Consider the following 23039-nt stretch of genomic DNA (forward strand, 5'->3'; position numbering starts at 1 on the left):
GATGCCGGCCACGTCACCCGGGGTTCGTCGCTCGTTCGCGCCGTGTTGGTCTGGCCAGGCTCCACCTGACGTCCGGGTCCGGTTGGCTGACTCACGCCATACTGCTCGGGCTGGCGTGCCAGCCATCGCCAGCAACAGGACCCCCACATGAACCAGATCAAGTTGGTCGTCGCCGGCGCCGTGGCCCTTCTAGGCGCGATCGCCTTCAGCGGACACTTCTCGGACCCCACACCATCCGCCAGCGGAAAGGCGAGCGCCGCGGTCAGCAGCAGCAACACCCTTCGGATCGGTGTCGACAGCACCGAACCCGTCTACTACCAGAGCGGCGGCGCGACCAAGGGCTTCGACTACGAGATGGCGCGCAGCGTCGCCGACGGCATGGGCGTCGAGCCCGAGTTCGTGGCGATGGACTTCAACGAGCTCTTCCCGGCCCTGCGAGCGGGAAAGATCGACATGATCGGGGCCCAGGTCACGAGCACCTCAGACCTCGAGCGGGAGTTCGACTTCAGCGCGCCGTACTTCTCGACGTACGTCGCCTTCCTCACCCCCGAGGGATCGACCATCCGGAAGCGCGGTGACGTCAACGGGAAGAAGATCGCGGTCGTCGACGGCGCCGTCCAAGGGTCCTACCTCGAAGAGAAGTACCACGACGTCGAGATCGTCAGGGCTCCTGACGTGGGCGCTGCCATCGGGTTGATCGAGCGAGGCGAGGCGGACGCGTTGTTCCATGGGGCTCCTTACGCTCAGTCGATCATCAAGAGCGCGCCCATAGCCCTGGAGGAGCCGATCGTCTACCCGGTCAAGGACGCCCCGATCGGCTTCGTGATCCGCTCCGGCGACCAGCGCAAGGAACAGATCGACGAGGTCCTGAAGGACATGGTCCTCGACGGCGAGTGGATGCGGATCAAGACCGCCTACTTCGAGGCGGACCCGCTCGCCGATGTGTTCCGCGACAAGGGATCCTGAGTTCATCACTCCTGGCGAACGGCGCACATCCCCCTCGGGTCCGTGATAGACGGGAGTGATACACCCACGCTGAGCCGACCGGGAGGTCCGCCCCATGGAAACCTCGGCGCTCGTCGCGGTTCTCGCGACGATCGTCGCGTGGTGCGTCCTCGCAGGTCGCCTCCAACAGCTGGGGCTCACCGCCCCCATCGTGTTCGTGGCAGGCGGCTGGGTGTTCGCGGACGTACTCGGCCTTCTCGAGCTCGAGGCCGAACCCGAGCTGGTCAAGGTCATCGCGGAGGTCACCCTCGTCTGGGTCCTCTTCGCGGATGCGTCGCGGGTCCGGCTCGCGCAGTTCCGACGCGATCTGAGCACCTACGTCCGGCTGCTCGGTGTCGGTCTGCCGCTGACGATCGCCATCGGCACCGGAGCCGCGATGATCGTGCTCGGCTTCGACCCGTGGGCAGCGCTCCTGGTCGGCGCCGCGCTCGCGCCGACGGATGCTGCCCTCGGTGCACCCGTCATGTCGAACCCTCATGTGCCCGCGAAGGTGCGAAGCGTGCTGAACGTGGAGAGCGGGCTCAACGACGGGATCGCCACTCCGATCGTGCTGGTGGCGATCGCCGGGGTCGCGGTCGAGGAGGGGGTGCTCGGTGTCGAGAGCCCCGGCGGCGCGGTCGTCTCCCTGCTGGTCGGCCTGATCGCGGGCATCGTCGTCGGCAGCGTGGGCGGCGTGGTCACCAGGCGCGCACGCAAGCGCGGCTGGCTGTCCGAGGAGCTCGGCGGCCCGGCCGTGCTCGCACTGGCCCTGTTGGCGTACGCCGTGGCACTGGTCACGGATGGGAACGGGTTCGTCGCCGCCTTCGTGGGTGGCCTGGTCTTCGGCACCGTTGCCGGGCGAAGCGGGGAGAAGGAGGTCTACTTCGTCGACCAGTCCAGCGACATGGCCTCGATGATCAGCTGGCTGATCTTCGGTGCACTGGCGATCCCGGTCATCCAGGACGCGTGGAGCTGGACGATGCTGGGCTACGCCGTGCTCAGCCTCACCGTCGTCCGCATGCTGCCGGTCGTCCTGGCACTGCTCGGCGCGGGGCTCGACCGCTACAGCGTGGTGTTCGTCGGCTGGTTCGGCCCGCGCGGCCTGGCCTCGGTCATCTTCGCGTTGATCGCGCTGGAAGATCTCCATGTCGCGGGTGAGGACGTGGTCGCGGTCATCTCGCTCACCGTCCTGCTCAGCGTGATGGCGCACGGGTTCAGCGCCGTACCCGCGGCGAACCGGTTCGCCGCGCAAGGACCGCCTGCGGATGGCTAGGAGCCGAGGAGCCCGATCGAGATGACCTGCCGGACCGCATCACTTCGCGATGTGACGCCCAGCTTCCGGTAGATCGAGGCGACCTGCGAGCTGACGGTGTTGCGGGAGACGAACAGTCGCTCGCCGATCTCGGCGATGGTGAGGTGGGTCTGGAGGTAGGGCAGAAGGCGCAGCTCGGCCGGACTCAGGGGCGGCCTGCCAGCGGTGACACGTTCTGAGGAGTTGATCCTGGCGCGCAGCCTCGCGACTTGGTCGACCAGCACCCCGAGCTCCGGTCGGCGCTGCAGCACGTCGTCGATCTCGCGCAGCAGGTGCCGGGCGGACGTCTGGTCGCCGCGTGCCCAGAACACCCTGGCCAGCTGGAGGCGACTGCGCACGGCCAGGTGCGGCAGCACGTACGTGCAGGACGGACGCGCGCGCATGGCCCGAGTCAGCTGCCGGTCGACCTCACCGAGATTCCCGTCGTGCAACCCGAGCCGGGCAGCGGCCGCGAACGCGAGGACGCTCATCGCGTAGTCGTACATCCGGTGCTTCTCGACGACGGCGAGGGCGACGGCGACCCGCTCCGTCGCCTCGTCCCATCGTCCGTATTCCATCGCCAACAGCGCGAGCTCGGCCTGCGCGTTGACGATGGTGTCGGTGTTGCCGAGCTCGGCTCCGGCGGTGGAGCTCTCGGCGAACAGGGCGGCGGCCCGTTCGACGTCCCCCAGGAGCAGCTGTGCCTCGGCGGCGTCGGCCAGGGCCGTGTCGCGCCACGGGCTCCACGGCGGTTCCTGGACCATGGCGAGGTCGGCATCACGCATCATCGCCGCAGGTCCCGCCGGGCACATGGCGGCCCGCAACATGGCGCGCGCCGACTCGAACGATGCGGTGCCGTCCATCGGCACCCAGTCGTACTCCGCAGCCTCTGCCACGGCAGCCCAGCGTTGCGCCCCGAGGGGGTCGCCACCGAGGACGTCCATCCAGGCGGCCAGGACGGCCAACGGAGGGTGCTCCTCGATGGCCGAGTCACCGAGCACGGACAGCCACCGCCGCACGGTCGACATCTGCCCGGCGCTGTAGGTCGGCAGCACCAGCTGCGTCGCGATCTGGACGCACCGGTCCCGCTCGGGCGTGTTCAGCAGGTGCTCGAGGGCCATCGCCGAAGACTCGTTGGCCTCGAACCAGTCGGCGGCCCGCAGGTGCAGCTTCGCGACGACCTCCGGTTCCACCCGACGCAGCTCTCCGAGCAGGAACTCGCGATACAGCGGGTGATAGCGGTACCACTCCCGCCGCCGGTCGAGCGGCAGCAGGAACGAGTTGGATCCCTCGAGCGCGAGAAGCCGGTCCTGACCGTCGGTGTCCCCCGACAGCGCATCGCACAGCGAACCACAGAGCCGGTCGAGCACAGCGGTACGCCGCAGGAACCGTTGCGTCGCCTCGTCCTGCTGGCTCAGCGACTCCCGGTAGAGGTAGTCGGCCACGTACCGGTCGTCGCCGGAGATGCTCGACACGTCCTGTCTCGTGTCCCGAGCGATCATCGCCGCCAGGTGCAGGCCGGCCGCCCAACCCTCCGTCCGTTCGGTCACCACCATCGCCTGGTCACGCGTGAGCGGCACCTGTGCCGCGGTGAAGATCTGCTCGGCACCCGTCACATCCAGCGCCAGGTCGGGTCCCAGCACGTCGAGGACGGCGCCGGAGGCGCGCAGCCGAGCCAGGTGGGGCTGCTCGACGCGGCTGGCCGACACCAGCTGGGAGCCGGCCGGTACACCGGAGATGACCACGCTCAGCACATCGTGGCAGGCCGAGGAGTGCAGCTCATGCAGGTCATCCACCATCAGCACGAAGGGTTCCGGGCTTCGACTGAGGGCGGCGGCCAGGTGCGGTGCGGCACGTCCCAACGGCGAGACGCCCAGACCGCTCACGTCGGCGACCACGCCCTGCTGATCCGGCACGGCCCGCGCGTACGCCGAGGCGAGCAGCACGAGGAGGGCGCTGGAGTCGTCGTCCAGGCGGTCGAGCGACACCCAACCGACCGGGCGGTCCTCGGCCTCTGCCCACTGCGCCAGGAGTGTGGACTTGCCGTAGCCGGCGGGCGCGGTGATTCCGACCGACGACGCGCCGCTGCTCCGGGCCGCCTCGATCAGAGGGGCCCTGCTCACCAGTCTGAGCGGCAGCTCGGGAACCGAAAGCTTGACGTCCAGCAGAACTTCGTCGAGCCCGGCAGCCGTTCGCGCGGCTTCGCCAGCGTCTTCCACCCTTCGCACGCTAGAGATCCGGGCAGCCCGACGTCTCATCCCTGACGGATGACTTGTGGGTAGGCCCGGCGGAGTCTCGGCCACCGTCTCAGTCCTGACGCCCTCACGTTTCACACAATGAGGATGATTCGCCGCCAGGTCCCGGCGACCAGATTGAGATCGTCCGTTCACTTCACGACCCGACATCGAGTCCCTCGCGGTCGGCGGCAATCCAAGGAGCGTCCCGTCATGACCGAACAGACCCCATTGAACGAGGAGACCACCTGGAAGGCGCAGGAACCGCCGCCCAGCAGCTGGGCGACCGGCTTCATCCTGTTCGCCGGCGTGATGATGATCATGGCCGGCAGCTTCCAGGCCTTCTCCGGCCTCGTCGCCCTCTTCGAGAACGAGTTCTACGTCACGACTCCCAACTACCTGCTCCAGCTCGACGCCACCAGCTGGGGCTGGATCCACCTGATCCTGGGACTGCTCGTGGTGTTCGCGGGCTTCGCCGTGCTCAACGGCATGGTCTGGGGTCGCATCATCGGAGTCACCCTGGCCGTGCTGAGTGCCTGCGCCAACTTCGCGTTCATCCCCTACTCGCCGTTCTGGTCGACGCTGATCATCGCTGTCGACATCTTCGTCATCTGGGCGCTGACGGCGCACGGTCGCGACATCACCCGCTGACCTGGCCCTCGACCGGATCGGGACGACCGGCTGACGGGACCTGGGTTCGCCCGCTCCGGGTGATGTCTCGGACGGACCCGCCGGACAGCCTGGGGACCGGCCTCGTTCGAAGACGGGACCTGCCGAGAGGACCACCACCATGTCGAACGACTCGCCCATCACCCGCGAACCCCGAGAACCCACCGACGACCCCGTCATCACCACCGCCGACCGACCGTCACGAGGACGATCGATCGCGGCGGTGATCTGCCTGGTGCTGGCCGGGTTGTTGACCACGCCGGCGGCGGTGGCCTACTGGGGGCAGCGCACATTGAACGACGCCGAGCGGTACGTCGAGACCGTCGGCCCCCTCGTGGAGTCGCCCGAGGTGCAGGACGTGATCGCGACCCGGGTCACCGCGGCGATCCAGCAGCAGGTCGATGTCGAGGCGATCCTCAACACCGCGTTCGCCGGCGTGATCGAGGACAGACCGCGCCTGGAGCAGCTCGTGGCGCCTCTTGCCGCGGCCATCAACGGCCTGGTGGAGCGCGAGGTACGCGCGTTCATCGCCTCCGACGAGTTCGCCGACGTCTGGGTCCTGGCCAACACCAGAGCCCAGCAGACCCTCCAGCGGATCCTGAACGGCGACGACACCGGTGCCGTGTCGCTCCAGGGCGACGAGGTCGTGCTCGACGTCGACGAGGTCATCGAACGGGTCAAGGAACGACTAGTCGCCCGGGGTCTAACCATCGTCGAGAACGTGCCCATCCCCGAGACCGACCGTCAGATCGTGCTGATGGACGCACCCCAGCTCCGGCAGGTACGCACGATCTACGCGTTCTCGAACCCGGTCGCCCAGTGGCTCCTTCCCGTGGTCGGGGTCCTGTTCCTGGCCGCCTTGGTGCTGGCCCGCCGCCGGCCACGGATGGCGGTGTGGATCGGAGCGGTCATCGCCGCCAACGCCCTGCTCCTGGCGTGGGTGCTGTCCATCGGAGAGCAGATGTTCGTCAATGCGCTCTCCGGCACCGATTTCGGGCCGGCGAGCCGGATCTTCTTCGACACCCTTCTCACGTACCTCGACCGCGGCCAGCAGGTGGTGCTGTGGCTCGGTCTGGTGATCGTGCTCGCCGGCTGGTTCGCCGGTTCCAACAGGTACGGCACCACCGCACGTACGACCATCGGCGGGGGTCTCGAGAGCGTCGGCGCTCGGCTGGGGGACGGTCCCGTCGGTGGAGCGGGCCGCTGGGTCGCCGCCAACGTGACCTGGCTTCGGGTCGCCGTGGTGGCGTTGGGCGGCGTGGTCCTGCTCTGGGGCAACGACGTCACGATGGACCGACTCTGGTGGTCCCTGGCTCTGGTGCTCGCCCTGCTGGTCGTTCTCCAGGTTCTGGTCGGAGCCGGCCGGCCCAGGGAGCCAACCGCCTCCCTGGGCTCCAGCCCGGCGACCTAGAGCATGTGGTGACCTCGGTCGGTCACCCGTTGCCCCACGCCCGCTCGATGACGTCGATCACCTTGGGCCGCAGGTCGCTGGCCGCGATGACCTCGTCGACCGAGCCGACCTCGACGGCGCGGTGGATGTCGTGCACATCGTCGAACTCGGCCGCGACCTCGGCGATCTTGTCCGCCCGCAGCTGGGCGCGGAGCTCGGCCAGCTCGACGACGAGCTCGCCGCGCTCCCCGTCCTCGGCGTGGTCGATGCGCTCTTCGAGCGCGGCGACCCGAGGGTCGGCCGCCGCCCGCTTGGAGACCTCCGCGGCGAACACGACGGCCGCCGCAGGAGCGCCACCGAGGACCGAGGCGTACGAACCCTCGATGGCGAGCACCGTCATCGACGGGTTCAGGTGCTTGGAGAACACCACGAACGCACCCCCGTGGTAGCGGGAGATGACGCAGAAGACGATCGGCCCCTGGAAGTTGACCACCGCGCGGCCGATCTCGGCGCCGTACTCGAGCTGCAGGTTGCGCATCGACTCCGGGGAGCCATCGAAGCCGGACAGGTTGGCGAGCACCACCAGCGGCCGGTTGCCCGACGCCGCGTTGATCGCGCGCGCGACCTTCTTCGACGACCGCGGGAACAGGGTGCCCGCGGTGTAGGTGTCCGGACCGTCGGTGGGAGGGAAGCCGGCGCGCGGCACCGGCTTGGACTCGATGCCGACCAGGCTGACCGGGTAGCCGCCGATCCGGGTGTCGACGACCACGGCGGTGTCGGCATCGGCCATGCCGGCCCACCGCTCGAGCATCTCGTGGTCGGCGTCGGCCAAGGCCCGCATCACCGTGCGGATGTCGAAGGGTCGCTTGCGGTCGGGGTTGTGCTCGGCCGAGAAGATCTCGCCGACCGTGGTGAAGTCACCCGCGTGCGGGAACGACGACACGTCGCGGTCGATCGGGTCGGCCGTCGGCGCGCGGCGCGGCCCGGTCTCTCCGGGAACCACGTAGCTGTGCTCGTAGTGCGCCATGAGCACCCGGAAGGCACCGGCCAGGTCGGGCACCCAGTACTGCGCCTGCCCGTTCGGGCCCATCACCCGGTCGTAGCCGCCGATCCCGTGGTTGTCCTCGGCGGAGACACCGCCGGAGAAGTCGAGCGACTGCTTGCCGGTCAGCACCATCGCGCTGTCCGGGGTCATCACCAGGATGCCCTTGGTGTGCATCAGCATCGTCGCTTCGGCGTTCCAGTACGGCTGGGCACCGACGTTGATCCCGGCGACGACGATGTTGATCTCGCCGCCGTCCTGGGTGAACTGGACGATCCGGCGCAGCGCGGCCGCGACCCAGTCCATGTTCTCGGTGCCGCTCTCCATCGAGATCCGCGCACCGGCCGACACCGCGAACCACTCGACCGGGACGTTCATCCGCTCGGCGAGGTCGATGGCGGCGATCACCCGGGCACACTCGGGCTCCGAGAGCGCACCGAGGGACTTGAGCGGGTCACCGCAGAGCACGACTCTGCTGATGCCCTCAGGGTAGAGAGGGCTCGGGGTGGTCACGACGGCGACGATGATGCCGGCACTGTTGAGCCCGGGAGCACGATCGACGGGTACGAGTACGCCGTCGGCGTCGAGGTCGTGCTCGACGACCGTGCCGCTCCCGGCCAGGGCGCGCTGGAGCTCGTAGGGGTAGACGAGGCCGCGGCGTCGGGCGCGCAGCACCTTGGCGGCGTACTCGTCCATCGGGGCGAGCGGCTCGGTGGGCGGTTCGATGACGTCGGCCACGACGCCCGCGCCCGGCTTGGCGTGGAAACGGATGGCCAGTGGGGTCGGGTCGCCGCCGTCCCGCCCGGCCACCCGGCCCTGCGCGAGCACCTCCTCGATCCCGGCGCCCTCGCTGAGCGGTGTGATCTTGCTCTGGAGCGCGGTGATCTGGTCGAGATCCGCCTCGACCACCGGCCACACGGTCACCCAGACGTGGTTGACGTCGAGCTTGGTGCCCTCACGGCCTCGGGCGGTGCGTACGCGGCGGATCGCCTCGAGGCAGTTCTCCACGGCACGCTCGACGTGCGGCAGCCCGATCACGCGGCCCTCGTCGTCGCGGATCACGGCGAGCTGGCGGGCCTGGGCGGCCGCGACGAGTCGGCGGTCGGCCGGGTTTGCCCGGGCGACGCACTCGTAGAGCAGGACGTCGTCGGGTGCAGCGAGCCGGGTGACCTCGAACTCGCTGAGGCGCCACAGGTTGAGCCTGCGACCGACCATCGGGTGCATGCCCCGGAGCAGCGTGTCCTCGACCAGCTCGGCTGTCGGGATGTGGGGGGCGCCGTCTGCGTGGTGGCGGTAGGTGAAGTAGTCGATCGGCTGTGGCGCGGCATGGCAGACCGCGACCGAGACGCGGCGGGCGCGGCGGGCGAACTCCTGCCCGGCGAGCATCTTGGCGAGCTCGGTCGAGGCGAGGTCCGGATCGGTGGGTGCGTCGGTCCAGCGCAGGTAGATCTCGACGACGTCGTCGTGGTCGGAGCTGAGCGCCGAGGTGATGGCGGCAGCGAGAGGGCCGTCAGGCTGGGCGAGCTCCGTCACGTCACCGATGGTGGACACCACACGGGTCGCGCCCTTCTCGTCCGTGGCGTACTCGGCGTGCGCGACGGGGCGTCCGCCGTCATCGTCTGTGCCAGTGCCGGTGACGGTCAGGTCGTGCAGGTGGTAGTCGCGGTAGTGGCGCCGGATCAGCACCTCCAACAGCGGCTCGCGCTCGGGAAGCCCGTCGACCAACCGGTCCCGGAGGAAGCCGACCAGCGGCTCGGGGACAGCCGCCAGAGCGTCGACGCGGGCGGCCCGGTCGGGGGCGTTCGGGTCGGTGAGGGCGGCGACCTCGGCCGGTACGCCCTCCAGCACCGCGCGGCGCTCGTCATCGACCAGCGGCTGGTCGAACCAGCCGAACCGTACGGAGCGGGCCAGGTCGCCGACCACGGCGAACCGGAGCTGCGTGGCGCGCACCATCCGCTCGAGCAGCGCGCGGACCGCGGCGGCGTCCTCCGTCGCCGGCGGCGGGTCGCCGAGCCAGCGCTGCAGCACCCCGATCGCGACGTCGACGTCGGAGGGATGCTGCTGGGCGAGGAAGATGCGGAACACCGCGCGCTCGAGCTCCGGCGTACGTTCGAGGTCGGTGACGCCGTAGTGCGCGAGCACCCGCAGCAGCTTGTCGCGGAAGTGGTCCGGGAGCGCGCCCCGGTCGGGGTCGAGGCTGCGCAGGTAGGTGTGGAAGTACTCCCGCGAGCTGTGCACGCGCAGCTCGGTGGACGGCTCGTCACCGGCCGGGCGGTTGCGGCTGAGCTCGGCGAAGTCGGTGAACAGGGCCAGCAGGTCCATCTCGGTGCGGAGGGTGTCCGCGGGCGCACCGGCGGAGCGTGAGGCGAGATGGGCGGCGAGCAGCGCCGGACGCTGATCCTCCTCGACGTCGTAGCCGAGCAGCAGGCTGCTCAGGTCGTCCAGCGCACCGTTGCTGCGGCCAATCTCGGTCGTGGGCTCGGGCAGATCGAGGTCGGCCAGGGTGGCGGTGGTCGCCTCGCCCTCGGCCTCGCCGGTCGGCTCCAGGCGCAGCAGCGGCGCCGCGGTCTCGACCTGGCTCCCGACCCGGACCAGCAGCTCCTTGACCCGGCCGGTGAACGGCGCGGTCAGCGCGGTCTCCATCTTCATCGACTCGAGCACCAGCACGGGGTGCCCGGCCGCCACCTCGTCGCCGACGGCGAGCGGGGTGGACACGACCAGCGCCGGCGCGGGGGCGCGGACCATGCCGCCCTCGTCGCGGCTGACCCGGTGCATCACGTCGTCGACCTCGACCAGGTGGACGGGGCCGTGGGTGGCGGTCACCAGCCGGTAGCGGTGGCCGTCGACGGTGAGCCGGCCGTGCACCTCGTCGATCCGGTCGAGGGTGGCGGTGAGGGTGCGCCGCTCGCCGCCGGCCGTGATGGTGACCTGGTAGCGGGCGGGTCCGGACTGCCGCACGGTCAGGGCGTACGTCGCCCCGCGCAGCTTGAGCTCGATGGTGCGGGCGGGGTCGTGCTGGATCTGGGGCCGGCCACCCTGGGCGGTCTGGAGCATGCGGGCGATCTCGCCGCGCTCGGCCTCGTCGTACCCCTCGATCGCGGCGGCGACGAGCGCGACGCCGGCGTGCCGGGCCGCTTGGAGCCGTCCCTCGCCGCGCACCCGGTCGATCCATCCGGTGTCGGCCCAGGCCGGGCTGCCGGTGGTGACCTCGGGCTGGTCGAGGAGGTCGAGGATGAAGCTCTTGTTGGTCGCGCCGCCGTCGATGATGACGGTGGTCTCCCCCATCGCCCGGCGCAGTCGCGCCAGCGCCTGCTCGCGGTCGGCGCCCCAGGCGATCACCTTGGCGATCATCGAGTCGAAGTCGGCCGGGATGGTGTCGCCCTCGGCCACGCCGGTGTCGACGCGGATGCCGGGGCCAGCGGGGAACTCGAGGCGGGTGATCCGCCCCGGAGCGGGCGCGAAGTCGCGGTCCGGGTCCTCGGCGTTGAGCCGGGCCTCGACCGCGTGGCCGCGCTCGAGCGGGCGGTCGCCGGTGAGCGGTACGCCGGAAGCGACCTGGATCTGCAGCGCGACCAGGTCGGTGCCGGTCACGGCCTCGGTGATGGGGTGCTCGACCTGGAGGCGGGTGTTGACCTCGAGGAAGGCGAACGTCTTCTCGCCCGGGTGGTAGAGGAACTCGACGGTGCCGGCTCCGGCGTAGCCCACCGCCGTGGCGAGCCGCTCGGCGGAAGCCTTGAGCTCGGCGGACTGGTCCTCGGTCAGCAGCGGGGAGGACGACTCCTCGATGACCTTCTGGTTGCGCCGCTGCACGGAGCAGTCGCGTACGCCGATCGCCCAGGCGGTGCCCTGACCGTCGGCGATGACCTGGACCTCGACATGGCGGGCGTCGGTGACCAGCTTCTCGAGGAAGACGACGCCGCTGCCGAAGGCCCGCTCCGCCTCGTCCCGGGTGCGCTGGTACGCCTCGGCGAGCTCGGCACCGGAGGTGACCTTCCGGATGCCGCGACCGCCGCCACCGGCGGTGGCCTTGAGCATGAGCGGGTAGCCGATCTCCTCGGCGCTCGAGAGCGCCTCCTCCAGCGTGTTCACGCCCCCGCGACTCCAGGGAGCGACCGGGACGCCGACCTCCTCGGCGATCAGCTTCGAGCCGATCTTGTCGCCCAGCTTCCGCATGGCCTCGGCGCTGGGGCCGATGAAGGTGACCCCCAGCCGGTCGCACAGCTCGGCGAAGGCGGGGTCCTCGGCCACGAAGCCCCAGCCGACCCAGGCGGCGTCGGCCCGGGAGGCGACGAGCGCCTGCTCGAGGACGGCGAGATCGAGGTACGGGCGATCCGCGGCGGCGCCGAGCAAGTGGGCCTCGTCGGCCTCGCGTACGAACGCCGACCCGGCGTCGACGTCGGTGTGCAGCGCGATGGTGCGGATCGTCCCTTCGGACGTATCCCGCGCGTTGAGGTCGCGGACAGCATGGATCAGACGCATCGCGGCTTCACCGCGGTTGACGATGGCAATTCGAGAGACCTGTGGCACGGTGCAGACCCTTTCATCTGCCGCCGCTCCTGTGACCGCTTAACTCTGACAGGCTTCGCCGGGATTCCTTGTGGGTCCTTCCCAAGCGAGACGGGTCGACCAGCGTCTCTACAGCGTTCGGCGGGCGCCGTTGACCTTCTGCCGAAGCCAGGCGGGGATGCGATCCTCGTCACGCGGGAAGGTCTCGAGGTCGAGGGCGTACAGCCCTGGGTGCGCAGGCCAGCGCCAGACGGGCTCGTCGTCGTAGTTGAACGCGATGTTCGTCGTGGGCGCCTCGCCGCCCTCGCACGCGATGGTCCAGCGCGCGGAGAACCAGGCCCCCTTGCCGGGCTCGTACATCACCCGCCGGAGCTCATCGGTCAGCGCGAGGATCGTGTCGGGTGGGCGGGCATGGGCGAAGCTGCCGTCCGGGCGATGGACGTCGATGCGGCCGGTGAAGAACATGGACAGGTTGCGGTGGTTGAAGACCAACGTGGACCAGTCGCCCTCTACCTCGTCCGCGAGGTGGAGGGCGATCTCGTCGATGAGCTGTTCCTGTCTGACCACAGGAGGAACGGTCATGCCCATCAACCTACTACCACTGTCGACAGCATTTCGAAACTCCGTTTCGCAGAGCAGGAACGGATGTGTTGTTTCTGACACGCGACGGAACCGTGAGTTCCTCGTGACGCGGTCAACACGGAGCGCCGTCGACGGCTAGGTTGAGCAGGTGACCCGGAATCCGCGACAGTCCCTGGATCGCTCGGTGCTACGGCTGGGCGCCCGCGTGCGGGAACTGCGCAAGGGGCGGGGGATGACACTGGTCCAGCTCGCCGAGGCGACCGACCTGTCGCACCCGTTCCTGAGCCAGATCGAGCGTGGGATGGCGCGGCCCTCGATGTCCTCGCTGTTCCGGATCGCCGAGACGCTGGGCACGACCCAGCAGGCGCTGCTCGCGGACAGCGTCGAGAGCGCCTCCGCCGGCCCCGTGACGGTCGTACGCCGCTCCGACCCCGGCACCGCGGAGGCGGCCAACGGCGCCGTGCAGGCGCTGGTCGCCGGGGCCGACCACGCGTTCATCCCGATGGAGTTCACCGGGGACAGGTCCGCCTGGGACCGCTACTGGCAGCACGAGGAGGACGAGTTCGTCTACGTGGTCGGCGGGACGCTCCGGATCGACCTGGACGGCGAGGAGCAGGTCATGGAGACGGCCGACTCGGTCTACATCCCCGGCGGCGTACGGCACCGGTGGGCCAGCGCCGACGGCGAGCTCTTCCGGCTGCTGGTGGTCAAGGAGCAGCGCGGGCGCTGAGCCGTGCCAGATCCGCGACGATCTCGCGCTCGTCGGCGGTGGTGAGCACCCCGTCGCGTACGACGACCCGGCCGGCCACGACCACGTGCCGCGGACGACGACCCGGCGAGGCCCACAGCAGGCCGGCGACCGGGTCGTGGACGCCGGCGTCGGCGACCCCGGAGACGTCCCAGACGCACAGGTCCTGGTGCTCCCCCAGCCTCGGTCGGCCGAGGCCGGCCGCCGAGCCGGTGGTCGCCATCGCGAGCACGTCGGCGGCCGCCAGCGGAGGACCCACCAGCGGTGCCACCTGCATGGCGAGACGGGCATCGGCGAGCAGGTGGCCGGCGTCGTTGCTGCCGCCACCGCTGGTGCCGAGCCCGACCTCGACTCCGGCCTCGCGGAGCGCGGCGACCGGCGCGATCCCCCACGCCATCGGCAGGTCGCAGCCGGGCGCGTGGGTGGCACTCACCCCGGCCGCGCTCAGCCTCCGGATCTCGTCCGGCGTCACGTCGCACAGATGGGCCAGGGTCACGTCGGGCGCGAGCCAGCCCCACTCCTCCAGCAGGTCGATCGGGCGGCGGCCGTAGCGCTCGGCCGCGATCGCGACGTCGACCTGCTCGTTGGCCTGGGTACGCCGCCGCAGCCCGCGCCGGGCAGCCACCTCCCCCATCAGCCGGAAAGTCGGCTCCGGATCGGAGTGCACCCCGGCCGGCCCGACCGCGACCTGCAGCATGCCGTCGGCGCTCACCCCGCCGGGTGCGTCCCCCACCAGCGCCTCCGCGATCAGGTCGGCGCTGTGCGCCGCGGTCTCGGGGTCGTCCCGGGCGGCACCGCGGACGAGGACCAGGCGGGCGCCCAGCTCGGCCGCCGCCCGCGCGGTCCCCTGCGCCAACGGCACCGTCTCCTCCGGGGTCAGGGAGCCCGGCCAGGTCAGGTGATGGTCGGCCACCGTCGTGACCCCGCAGAGCAGCGACTCGGCGAGCCCGGCCCGCGCGGCGGCGTAGGTGAGCTCGGCGTCGACCCCGACGCGGTCGTAGGCCGCCGCCATCGTGGGCAGCCAGGTCGCCATCGGGACGCCGCGCGTCCCGGGCAGGGTGCGGAACGCGGTCTGCAGCAGGTGATGGTGGGCGTTGACCAGGCCCGGCGTGACCAGGCAGCCCGAGGCGTCGAGGGTGTCGTCGGGCCCCTCGATCGAGAGGTCTCCCGTGGCTGCGCCGGTGATCCGCAGCGTCATGCCGACGGCGTGAAGCGGGAGGCCTCCACGATGACCTCCGCCAGCGTGGCGACCCCGGCCTCGAAGCGGAGCTTGCCGTCCTCGGCGGTGGCGGTGGTCGGGTCGCCGAGGTAGCCGTCGGTGCCGAAGTCGTCGGAGAGCCAGCCGAAGGAGACCGGCTTGCCGAAGCCGATGTGCCGGTAGCCGGCCAACTGCTCGGGCACCTTCCGCTCCCCTCGCTCCTGGTGCACCAGCTCGGGCCGCAGATGGAGCATCATCGAGGTCTCGCCGTGGCCGCCGTGGATGCCGAGGCCGAGCTCGTCCTCCCGTGAGGAGCGTCCTCCTTGGTCGGGTGGCACCGAGAGGTGGGCGAAGAAGGTGGCCAGCCCGAACTGCTTGCGCAGCTCACGGCTGGCGACCTGCCCGAGGGCGGAATTGCCTCCGTGCCCGTTGACGAAGAGCAGCCGGGTGATCCCGGACGTGCTCAGCGAGCGGCCGATGTCGACCAGGACCCGCATCAGGGTGTCCCAGGAGAGCCAGATGGTGCCGGGCGACCAGGAGTGCTCGTCGGACTTCGTGTAGGCCAGCGGCTCGAGCAGCACCACGGACGCGCTGCCCGCCTCGGCCACGGCCGCCACCGCTGCCGAGGCCGCCTCGGCGGCGATGACGTAGTCCGTCGAGACCGGCAGGTGAGGACCGTGCTGCTCGATCGCGCCGAGACCGAGCACCGCGACGGTGTCCTCGGGCAGAGCGGCGATCTCGGGGGCCGTGAGGTCGGCGAAACGGGGCATCAGCGGACTCCGATGTTGATACGGGTGTCGACCAGCGCGTGGTCGGTGAGCTTGCCCTGGTTGAGCAGCCCCTTGGGGTCGCGCTCGCGCGCGACCGCGGTGACGAGCTCGACGTTGCGGTCGACGTACCACTGATGGGGCGAGTGCACACCGACCCCGATCTCGTCGAAGCGCGGGATGCCGGCGAGGACCTGCTCCTCGGAGACGTACTCGGCGACCACCATCGCCAGCGGGGCGTTCCCCATCAGCTCCAGGTGCAGCCAGACGGGGCCGTCGTAGACCTTCCGCACCCGGTCGGCGTCGTTCCAGTAGAGCTCGCCCCCGGTCTCCATGTGGAACCAGCTCCGGTCGCGGTGCGCGCGCTGGAGGAAGTAGACCGGGTGGTTGTAGGACATCCCGGAGAGCAGATCGGTCGCGGCATAGTCCTCCAGACGAGCCCGTACGCTGCCTCCGGCCGCCATCACGAGCGACTCGATCTCGGCGACCGTGGACGCCTCCGCGATCACTCGCAGGCTGTGCTGGGACGGGTCGAGCTCGACGTTGGTGGTCAGGGTCGGGACCAGCGCCGGCTCGTCGCCCGAGGCCAACCTCGGCAGCACCGGCAGGTCGAGCAGGCGGCGGTGCACGGACACCATCGCGTCCCAGCTGTCGAAGGCGGCATAGACCGCCACCCAGTCCCGTGCGGGGTCGGTGCGGACGACCACCGAGGTCACCACGCCGGTCACGCCGTAGGCGTGGATGTAGGGCAGCGTCTCCTCGCCCGTCACCGTGAGCAGGCGTCCGCTGCCGTCCATCGGTGCCACCGTCAGCTCGGTGACGAAGCCGTCGGAGGTGGTGCCGTGCTCGATGGTCCCGGTGCCGGCGCTGCCGCCACCGATGAAGCCGCCGATCGTGGAGCCCTTGGTGGAGGGGAAGATCCACAGGTCGCGCCCCGCCGCCCGGGCGACCTTGTCGATGCGCGTCATCCGGGCACCGGCCCCGGTGCGCAGGTTGCCGTCGGCCAGCACCTCGATCGAGTCCAGACCACGCAGGTCGAGGATGATCCCGCCGGTGAACGGTGTCGCCTGGCCGTAGTTGCCGGTCCCGGCCCCACGTGGGACGACCGGCACGTCGTGCTCGTAGGCCACGGCCAGCACGTCGGCGACCTCCTGCTCTGTGCGCGGCCGGACGATGGCGTCGGCGACGTACCTGCCGCTCGGCACCTTCTCCTGGAGCACCGGCGACATCCGGGACCAGTCCGAGGAGAGCTTGACCAGCGCGGCCGGGTCGGTCTCGACCCGGTCCGCGCCGAGGCGGTCGGCGACCAGTGCGGTCACCTGGGACGTACGCTGCGAGATGGTCATCGACATCACTTCATCGAGATCGAGTCGTCGATGAACCGGTTGTCGTAGAGCGACTCCGGGTCGATGTCGTCGGACGGGATCGTGCCGGCCTGCTTCATGATCGGCGCGAACGTCTCGACGATCCCCTTCATCCGCTCGCCGTCGATCTGGCCGAAGACTCCGGACTTCGGGTCGTCGTGGACCAGGTCGAGGTCGGTCATCGTCTTGGCGGCGTACGCGGCGACGCCCTCGCTGTAGGTCCAGCCGGTCTGGTAGCGCTCGACGATGTCGACGATGATCCCGTTGGCCCAGTCCGGGTCGGCCAGGTAGTCGATCTCGGCCTGCTGCATCACCGGGACGAGCTTCTCGAGGCAGTCCGCCTCCTTCCGTACGTCCTCGGCACGGACCGCGATCGGCTCGGGGTAGATGGTGTATCCGACGTCGGCGAGCAGCTGGTAGCCGATCGGCTTGGACCAGCTGCTGATCTCGTTCTCGTAGATGTAGGGCTCGGCGGTGGCGAAGCCCTGCTGGAGGATCGTGGGCTCGGTGACGAAGCGCTGCGGGGTGCCCTCGTAGGAGAGGTCGGACTGCTTCTTCTCGATCATCCCCTGCGACTCGAGCAGCGCCGGGATCACGTCGCCGGCGGTGACGACCGGGTCGCCGTCGCCGGCGGCCTCGGCGATGGTCTTCGCGTCGTCCTGGCTCTTCGGGTCCCACATCAGGATCTGCGGCGAGACGGTGAGCTGTGAGGCCAGCGCGACGGTCGGCTGCTTCTCCGCGGCCGCGATCGCGGCGTCGGTGTTGACCGCTCCGATGAGGATGTCCTTGTCGAGGTACATGGTCGCGGGGACGGGCTGGAAGCCGGTCGCCGGCCCACCCGAGCGGACCTCGATCTTCACGCCCGTGTCGACGCCCCCGGAGACGAGCGGCCCGGTGACGGTCTTCTTGTCGGTGTCGACGGTGTAGCCCTCGCCGATCAGGCTGTACATGCCGCCGTGCTCGGCCTCGGGCTGCCAGTCCTGCTGCATCACCACGGTCGCGGGACAGACGTCGGAGAGGTCCTTCGCGCTGCCCTTCTCGGCCTTCGTCACCTCGCCCGCGGTGGCAGTGTTGGTGGAGCCGGCGTCGCTCCCGCAGCCGGCCAGTGCGAACGGGGCGATCGTCGAGAGCGCCACGAGAGTGGCGGCGCGCAGGGGTATGTGTCGGTTCATGCTGTGTCCCTTTTTCTTATGGGTAGAGCTTGGGGGATGGAGTGAGTTCAGCGCTCGCCGTACCACTTGCCGATGACGGCACGGTCGAGAGCTGCGAAGGCCGAGAAGACGACGACACCGAAGAGGGCGGTGAGGATGATCGCCAGGAAGAGCGGCTCCATGCTGAGCCGGAGCGTGTAGACGCGGAGCAGGCCGCCGATGCCGGGGCTGCCCTGCTGGAAGTAGAAGTCGCCGACGATCACGCCGATGACCGACAGCCCGGCGGCGTTGCGCAGGCCGGTGAAGATCGCCGGCATCGCGGCGGGCAGCTGCAGCTTGAGCAGCCGCTGCAGCCGCGTCGCCCGGTTGAGGGTGAAGAGGTCGTGCACCGGCGCCGTTGCCGACTGCAGGCCGAAGAGGGTGTTGGCGATCATCGGGAAGACCGCGATGATCACGCAGACCACGATCCGGGCCGCGATGCCGTAGCCCATCCAGATCCCGATCAGCGGGGTCAGCGCCAGGATCGGGACCGTCTGCAGGATGACCGCATAGGGGTAGAGCACCTTCTCCAGCAGCCGGGTCTGCGCCATCACCATCGCCCAGGCCATCCCGATGACCACCGCGATCGCCAGACCGGCCAGCGCGACCATGACCGACTGCCACAGCGCGGCGAGCATCGGCTGCATGATCTCCGGCCGGCCCAGCGTCTCGCCGAAGACCTGGTGCGGCGGCGGCAGCAGGAACCGCTTGTCCTCACCGAGGACGAGGTACGTCACGGCGTACCACACGGCCGCCAGGCCGGCGAGCGCCGCGATCATCGGCAGGACCTTGGCGATGATGCTGCGGAGCACCGGGGACGTACGTCTGGTGGGCGGCTCGGCGGGCGCGGCCTCGGTCACGGGCTCGACGTCCGGCTCGACGATCAGCTCGGTGCTCAGCTCGGTGCTCATGCGTGCTCCTCCAGTGCCTCGGAGACCTGGCCGACCAGGTAGGCGAAGTCGGACTCGAAACGCAGCTCGGGTGGGCGTGGGAACTCCCAGGGCACCGGGATCTCCGCGACGATCCGGCCCGGCCGGCCGCTCATCACGACGACGCGCGTCGAGAGGTAGACGGCCTCGGCCACGGAGTGGGTGATGAAGAGGCCGGCGAAGCCCAGCAGCTTGAAGAGCCGCTGCAGCTCGGTCTGCATCGCCAACCGGGTGATCTCGTCGAGCGCGCCGAACGGCTCGTCGAAGAGGGCGAGGTCGGGCTCGGCGACGAGGGCCCGTGCGATCGAGACCCGCATCCGCATGCCTCCGGAGAGCTGGCGCGGATGCTGCTTCTCGAAGCCGGTGAGGCCGACCAGGTCGAGGGCCTCCTGCGCCGCTCGGCGGCGCTGTTCCTTGGGGAGCCCGCTCAGCTCGCCGATCAGCTCGACGTTCTTCCGGGCGCTGCGCCACTCCAGCAGGGTGGGGTCCTGGAAGACGTAGCTGGTGGTGTCCGCGTCGACGTCGACCCGGCCGACGGTGGCGTCCTCGAGTCCCGAGGCGAGGCGGAGCAGGGTGGACTTGCCGCAGCCGGACGGGCCGACGACGGAGACGAACTCTCCGGCGTCGACGCTGAGGTCGACCCCGGTCAGCGCGGTGGTACCGGTCGGGAATCGCTTCGTCACCCCCGAGAGGGCGAGCGTGGCGGTGGTGGTCGTCGTGTTCATGTCACCTCGGCATGGGTTCGAGATCGAGGACGGTGCTGACGCGGGTGTCGGCGAGCACGCGGCCGCCATGGACGACGACGCGGGCGGTCTGCGCCCCGGCGACGACCTCGTCGAGAGGTACGTCGGGGACGAGCATGAAATCGGCCCGGCTGCCGGGTCCCGTGCCCGCGTCCGGGAGCCCGAGCACGGTGCGGGTGGTCGTCGTGACTGCGGCGAGGGCCTCGGCCGGCCGGAGATGACCGGCGGCGACCAGGAGCGAGGTGGTCTCGAACGGGTCGGCCCGGCCGACCGGGTTGAAGGGGTCGCGCAGGTTGTCGGCACCGGCGGCGACCGGCACGCCCGCCTCGAGCAGTGCCCGGACCGCGGTGAGACCGCGTGGCACCGCACCGTCCGCGTCGCGGCCCTGCAGGTAGAGGTTGGTGATCGGGAGCGTCACGATGCCGATCCCCGCCTTCGCCACCAGGTCCACGACGGGAGCTCGGCGGTCGTGGTCGAGCATGCCGAGACGTACGCAGTGGGACGCGGTCACCCGCTGCTGCAGCCCGCGGGCGATGACCTGCTCGGCAAGGTCGGCAAGGTCGAGGTGGCCGGTGGTGGTCTGCTCGTCGGTGTGCAGGTCGACGGGGAGACCGGACCGCTCGGCGTGGTCGAGGATGCGGCTGGTCTCCTTGGCGGGCTCGTCGGCCAGGTGCGGACACCCGCCGAGGACGTCGATCCCGCGCCCGATCGCGTCCTCGATCACCTCGTCCGGGACGTCCTGGCCGGCGAGCAGGCAGACCTGGAGCGTGACCGTTCCGCTGAGCTCCTCGCGCAGGCCGAGCAGCGCATCGACCCCGCGCAGCGGGTCGCCCGCGAGGAGGGCGTCGGCGTGCGTACGGATCGTGGTGATGCCGTTCGCGACGTAGCGGCGGACCGCCCGCCGGGCGCGATCGGCGAAGTCGTCGGAGGTGAGCGTGGGAACGAGCGAGCGCCACTGCTCGATCGCGGTCACCAGGTCGTTCCCGGCCTGCGGGCCCGGCTCGATCTGCTCCGCGCTCAGCGCCTTGTCGAGGTGCGCGTGCGGCTCGCCGGCGGCGGGGATCAGCCGCCAGCCCGTGGCATCGGTCCCGGGACCGCCCTCGAGCGGCCGGACGACGGTGATATCGCCGTCCGCGAGCTCGAGATCGGCGAGGGTGCCGTCGAGGAGACGTACGCCGCGCAGCGCTGTCAGCTCCACGCCGGCCAGCTGCGCCGGGCCGTCCACCGGACCGATCTGTCCCGCACTTCGTGCCACGGCCATCGACACCCCTTCCGGCTCAAATGTTGATGAGATGAACATTTTCGAGCGTAAGGAGCGGTTATTTCGGTGGCGTAACCGTTTCGGTCATCCTCGATGAAACCAGCGATGGCGGTCGTCCGGTCAAGCACGGGCGACGGACGATCAACGCGGGCGCTCGGATCGCGGCGACGATCGAAGGGTGACAACGACTTCGCCTGAAACGACCCCGTCCACGACCACCTCCCAGGGCCGAGCGGCGCCGGTGGTCGCCCTCGCCGCCGGGATCGCGATCCTGGTCTCGAGCGAGTTCCTGCCCGCGGGCGTACTGCCCACGATGGCGCGCGACCTCGGGATCAGCGAGGGGACGGCCGGGCTCGCGGTGGCGGCGACCGCGATCGCCGGGGCCGCGACCGCACCGACCATCGCCATGCTCCTCCCCCGGATGGACCGGCGTACGTTGCTGGTCGGCCTGCTCGTCGCCGCGGCCGTCGCCAACCTGGCCGTCGCGATCTCCCCCGGTTTCGTCGTCCTGCTCCTCGGCAGGCTCGTGCTGGGTGCGGCGATCGCCGGCTACTGGTCCTTCGCGTTCGCCGTCGGGACGTACGCCTCGCCGGGCCGCGACCACGTCATCTCGACCTCGATCGCGCTGGGCGTCACGGTGGCCACGATCGTCGGCCTGCCGCTGGGCTCGCTGCTCGCCGACGGCCCCGGCTGGCGCTGGGGGTTCGCGGCCGCGGCGGTGCTGAGCCTGGTCTCCGCCGCCGCGCTGGCCCGGGCGCTGCCGCCGGTGCCTGCCCACCCGTCGGCCGGGCTGACCATGATGCGTCAGGCCCTCCGCAACCCGCGGCTGGTCGCCGGTGTGCTGCTGGTGGTCGTGGTGGTGCTCGGCAACTTCGTGGCGTACCCGTTCATCCGGATCGCGATCTCGGAGACCTCGCCGGGCGACGGCATGTGGATGCTGGCGCTGTGGGGTCTCGGCGGGCTCTTCGGCAACCTCGCGGCCGGGCGGTTCGCCGGCCGGCTTCGGGTCGTCGTCACCGTCGCGCCGCTCCTCCTCGCGGGCGGGCTGGTGCTGACGTTCCTCGCCGAGAGCACGCCGGTCATGGCGCTGGCCATGATCGTGTGGGGCTTCGGGTTCAACCTGGTGCCGGTCGGCACCCAGCTGTGGGTCACCCGCGTCGAGCCCGAGCGCACCGAGTCGGCGCTGGCGCTCCAGGTCACCGCGTTCCAGGTCTCGATCGCCCTCGGGGCGGCGCTAGGAGGCGCGGTCCTCGATGAGTACGGCGTCGGCCGGGTGCTCCTCATCGGCGCGGTCGGTGCGGTGATCGCCGCGGCGGGGTTCGCGGCCGTTCGCGTCCCGCGTGGTTGAGGCGTCCCGCCACGCCTGCGGCCCCGTCCCGTGGACCGTGGTGAAGGCGCGGCTGAACGCCGCGCCCGACCCGTAGCCCACGGCGTACGCCACCTGCTCGACCGGACGGTCACCTCCGGCCAGCAGGTGGCGGGCCGCGCGCATCCGCACGTCCCGCAGCGCCTCGCTCGGGCTCTGCCCCAGGCTGCGCCGGAACCGCTCCCCCAGCGCCGACCTCGACAGGTGCACGGACTCCGCCATCGCCTCGACGGACCAGGCCCGTGCCGGATCCGCGATCAGTGCGGACAGCACCTGCGCCACCGTCGGGTCGAGGACGGGCGCGGGACCATCGGTGCCGCGCCCGGTGTCCTCGAGCCAGGAGGCCGTCATCGCGGCGCCGAGCAGCGACGCGTAGCCCGACGCGAACAGCGCCGTCGGCCGGCACGGCCCCGCCAGCGGACACCGCCGCACCAGCTCCGCCACCCCGCCGTGTCTGCCGACGAAGTCACGCACGACCAGCGGGTTGGCGAGCGGGTACGCCACCGCGACCGCCCGCAGATCAGCCCTGGTCACCGCGGCCCCGTCGTGGGTCGCCAGCCGGTGCCTGACCTGGCCCCCGACCAGCGCCGCGTCCCCGACGCGCAGCAGGTGCGACTGCCCGGCGGCGGTCAGCACGACCGTGCCGTCGTCGACGAGCAACCAGGTGGCGGAGCGTACGTCCTCACCGGCGGAGCCGGCGGCCAGCTCCTCCTGGTAGGCGAGCGTCATCTCCCACGACGGACGGTCCTCGTTCACATCAGCCCCAGCGTGCGAC

The 23039-nt window shown here is 70.7% G+C and carries 17 protein-coding genes; 6 read left to right on the plus strand and 11 right to left on the minus strand.

The window, feature by feature from the left end; translation table 11 throughout:
* Window positions 1–147: 147 nt before the first annotated feature.
* Entirely contained in the window at window positions 148–966 is an 819-nt protein-coding gene (locus tag ACIO3S_RS02630; protein WP_400459068.1) for a substrate-binding periplasmic protein, read from the plus strand.
* Between the two features lie 94 nt (window positions 967–1060).
* Window positions 1061–2257, plus strand: a complete 1197-nt coding sequence (locus tag ACIO3S_RS02635) for a cation:proton antiporter (RefSeq protein ID WP_350838341.1) — start codon at window positions 1061–1063, stop codon at window positions 2255–2257.
* On the opposite strand, the gene ACIO3S_RS02640 is transcribed toward ACIO3S_RS02635, so the two are convergent.
* A complete protein-coding gene (locus ACIO3S_RS02640) occupies window positions 2254–4494 on the minus strand; it encodes a LuxR C-terminal-related transcriptional regulator (protein WP_400459071.1) in 2241 nt (746 codons plus the stop codon). The genes ACIO3S_RS02635 and ACIO3S_RS02640 overlap by 4 nt on opposite strands.
* A 228-nt stretch (window positions 4495–4722) precedes the next feature.
* On the opposite strand from ACIO3S_RS02640, the gene ACIO3S_RS02645 reads away from it, so the two are divergent.
* On the plus strand, window positions 4723–5160 hold the full coding sequence (locus ACIO3S_RS02645) for a hypothetical protein (protein WP_400459074.1): 438 nt from the start codon (window positions 4723–4725) through the stop codon (window positions 5158–5160).
* A 139-nt stretch (window positions 5161–5299) separates the two neighbouring features.
* The gene (locus ACIO3S_RS02650) at window positions 5300–6589 is read left to right on the plus strand and encodes a hypothetical protein (RefSeq protein ID WP_400459077.1); all 1290 of its coding nucleotides are present in this window, start codon (window positions 5300–5302) and stop codon (window positions 6587–6589) included.
* 22 nt (window positions 6590–6611) lie between these two features.
* Here the strand turns inward: ACIO3S_RS02650 and ACIO3S_RS02655 are convergent, their stop codons facing one another.
* Both ACIO3S_RS02655 and ACIO3S_RS02660 read right to left on the minus strand, forming a co-directional pair.
* On the minus strand, window positions 6612–12137 hold the full coding sequence (locus tag ACIO3S_RS02655; protein WP_400459080.1) for a carboxyl transferase domain-containing protein: 5526 nt from the start codon (window positions 12135–12137) through the stop codon (window positions 6612–6614).
* A 108-nt stretch (window positions 12138–12245) separates the two neighbouring features.
* Complete coding sequence (locus ACIO3S_RS02660) at window positions 12246–12698, minus strand: agglutinin cell wall attachment protein (RefSeq protein WP_400459083.1); 453 nt, start codon at window positions 12696–12698, stop codon at window positions 12246–12248.
* Window positions 12699–12882: 184 nt separating this feature from the next.
* Here ACIO3S_RS02660 and ACIO3S_RS02665 point away from each other — a divergent pair, with 184 nt between their 5' ends.
* Window positions 12883–13428: a helix-turn-helix domain-containing protein gene (locus ACIO3S_RS02665; protein ID WP_400461054.1), complete on the plus strand. Its 546-nt coding sequence runs from the start codon at window positions 12883–12885 to the stop codon at window positions 13426–13428.
* On the opposite strand, the gene ACIO3S_RS02670 is transcribed toward ACIO3S_RS02665, so the two are convergent.
* From ACIO3S_RS02670 to ACIO3S_RS02700, 7 genes are read right to left on the minus strand one after another with little or no spacing between them, the layout of a single operon-like run.
* Window positions 13406–14644 (minus strand): amidohydrolase family protein, encoded by a 1239-nt coding sequence (locus ACIO3S_RS02670; RefSeq protein WP_400459086.1) that lies wholly within the window; start codon window positions 14642–14644, stop codon window positions 13406–13408. The two genes, ACIO3S_RS02665 and ACIO3S_RS02670, sit on opposite strands and share 23 nt — an antisense overlap.
* Window positions 14641–15414 (minus strand): creatininase family protein, encoded by a 774-nt coding sequence (locus ACIO3S_RS02675; protein ID WP_400459089.1) that lies wholly within the window; start codon window positions 15412–15414, stop codon window positions 14641–14643. The genes ACIO3S_RS02670 and ACIO3S_RS02675 overlap by 4 nt, the downstream gene beginning before the upstream one ends.
* Window positions 15414–16757, minus strand: a complete 1344-nt coding sequence (locus tag ACIO3S_RS02680; protein ID WP_400459092.1) for an FAD-binding oxidoreductase — start codon at window positions 16755–16757, stop codon at window positions 15414–15416. Before ACIO3S_RS02680 ends, ACIO3S_RS02675 begins: the two co-directional genes overlap by 1 nt.
* Before the next feature lie 5 nt (window positions 16758–16762).
* Window positions 16763–17947, minus strand: a complete 1185-nt coding sequence (locus ACIO3S_RS02685; RefSeq protein WP_400459095.1) for a hypothetical protein — start codon at window positions 17945–17947, stop codon at window positions 16763–16765.
* A gap of 47 nt (window positions 17948–17994) precedes the next feature.
* Window positions 17995–18876 carry an ABC transporter permease gene (locus tag ACIO3S_RS02690; RefSeq protein WP_400459098.1) on the minus strand — a complete coding sequence of 294 codons (882 nt, stop codon included), beginning with the start codon at window positions 18874–18876 and terminating at the stop codon, window positions 17995–17997.
* Complete coding sequence (locus ACIO3S_RS02695; RefSeq protein WP_400459101.1) at window positions 18873–19619, minus strand: ABC transporter ATP-binding protein; 747 nt, start codon at window positions 19617–19619, stop codon at window positions 18873–18875. Before ACIO3S_RS02695 ends, ACIO3S_RS02690 begins: the two co-directional genes overlap by 4 nt.
* 1 nt (window position 19620) lies before the next feature.
* A complete protein-coding gene (locus ACIO3S_RS02700; protein ID WP_400459104.1) occupies window positions 19621–20898 on the minus strand; it encodes an amidohydrolase family protein in 1278 nt (425 codons plus the stop codon).
* A gap of 178 nt (window positions 20899–21076) precedes the next feature.
* Here ACIO3S_RS02700 and ACIO3S_RS02705 point away from each other — a divergent pair, with 178 nt between their 5' ends.
* Window positions 21077–22246 (plus strand): MFS transporter, encoded by a 1170-nt coding sequence (locus ACIO3S_RS02705; protein ID WP_400459107.1) that lies wholly within the window; start codon window positions 21077–21079, stop codon window positions 22244–22246.
* Here the strand turns inward: ACIO3S_RS02705 and ACIO3S_RS02710 are convergent.
* Complete coding sequence (locus ACIO3S_RS02710; RefSeq protein WP_400459110.1) at window positions 22133–23020, minus strand: helix-turn-helix domain-containing protein; 888 nt, start codon at window positions 23018–23020, stop codon at window positions 22133–22135. The two genes, ACIO3S_RS02705 and ACIO3S_RS02710, sit on opposite strands and share 114 nt — an antisense overlap.
* Between the last annotated feature and the right edge of the window lie 19 nt (window positions 23021–23039).

This window comes from Nocardioides sp. NPDC087217, assembly GCF_044744805.1.
Classification (GTDB): domain Bacteria; phylum Actinomycetota; class Actinomycetes; order Propionibacteriales; family Nocardioidaceae; genus Nocardioides.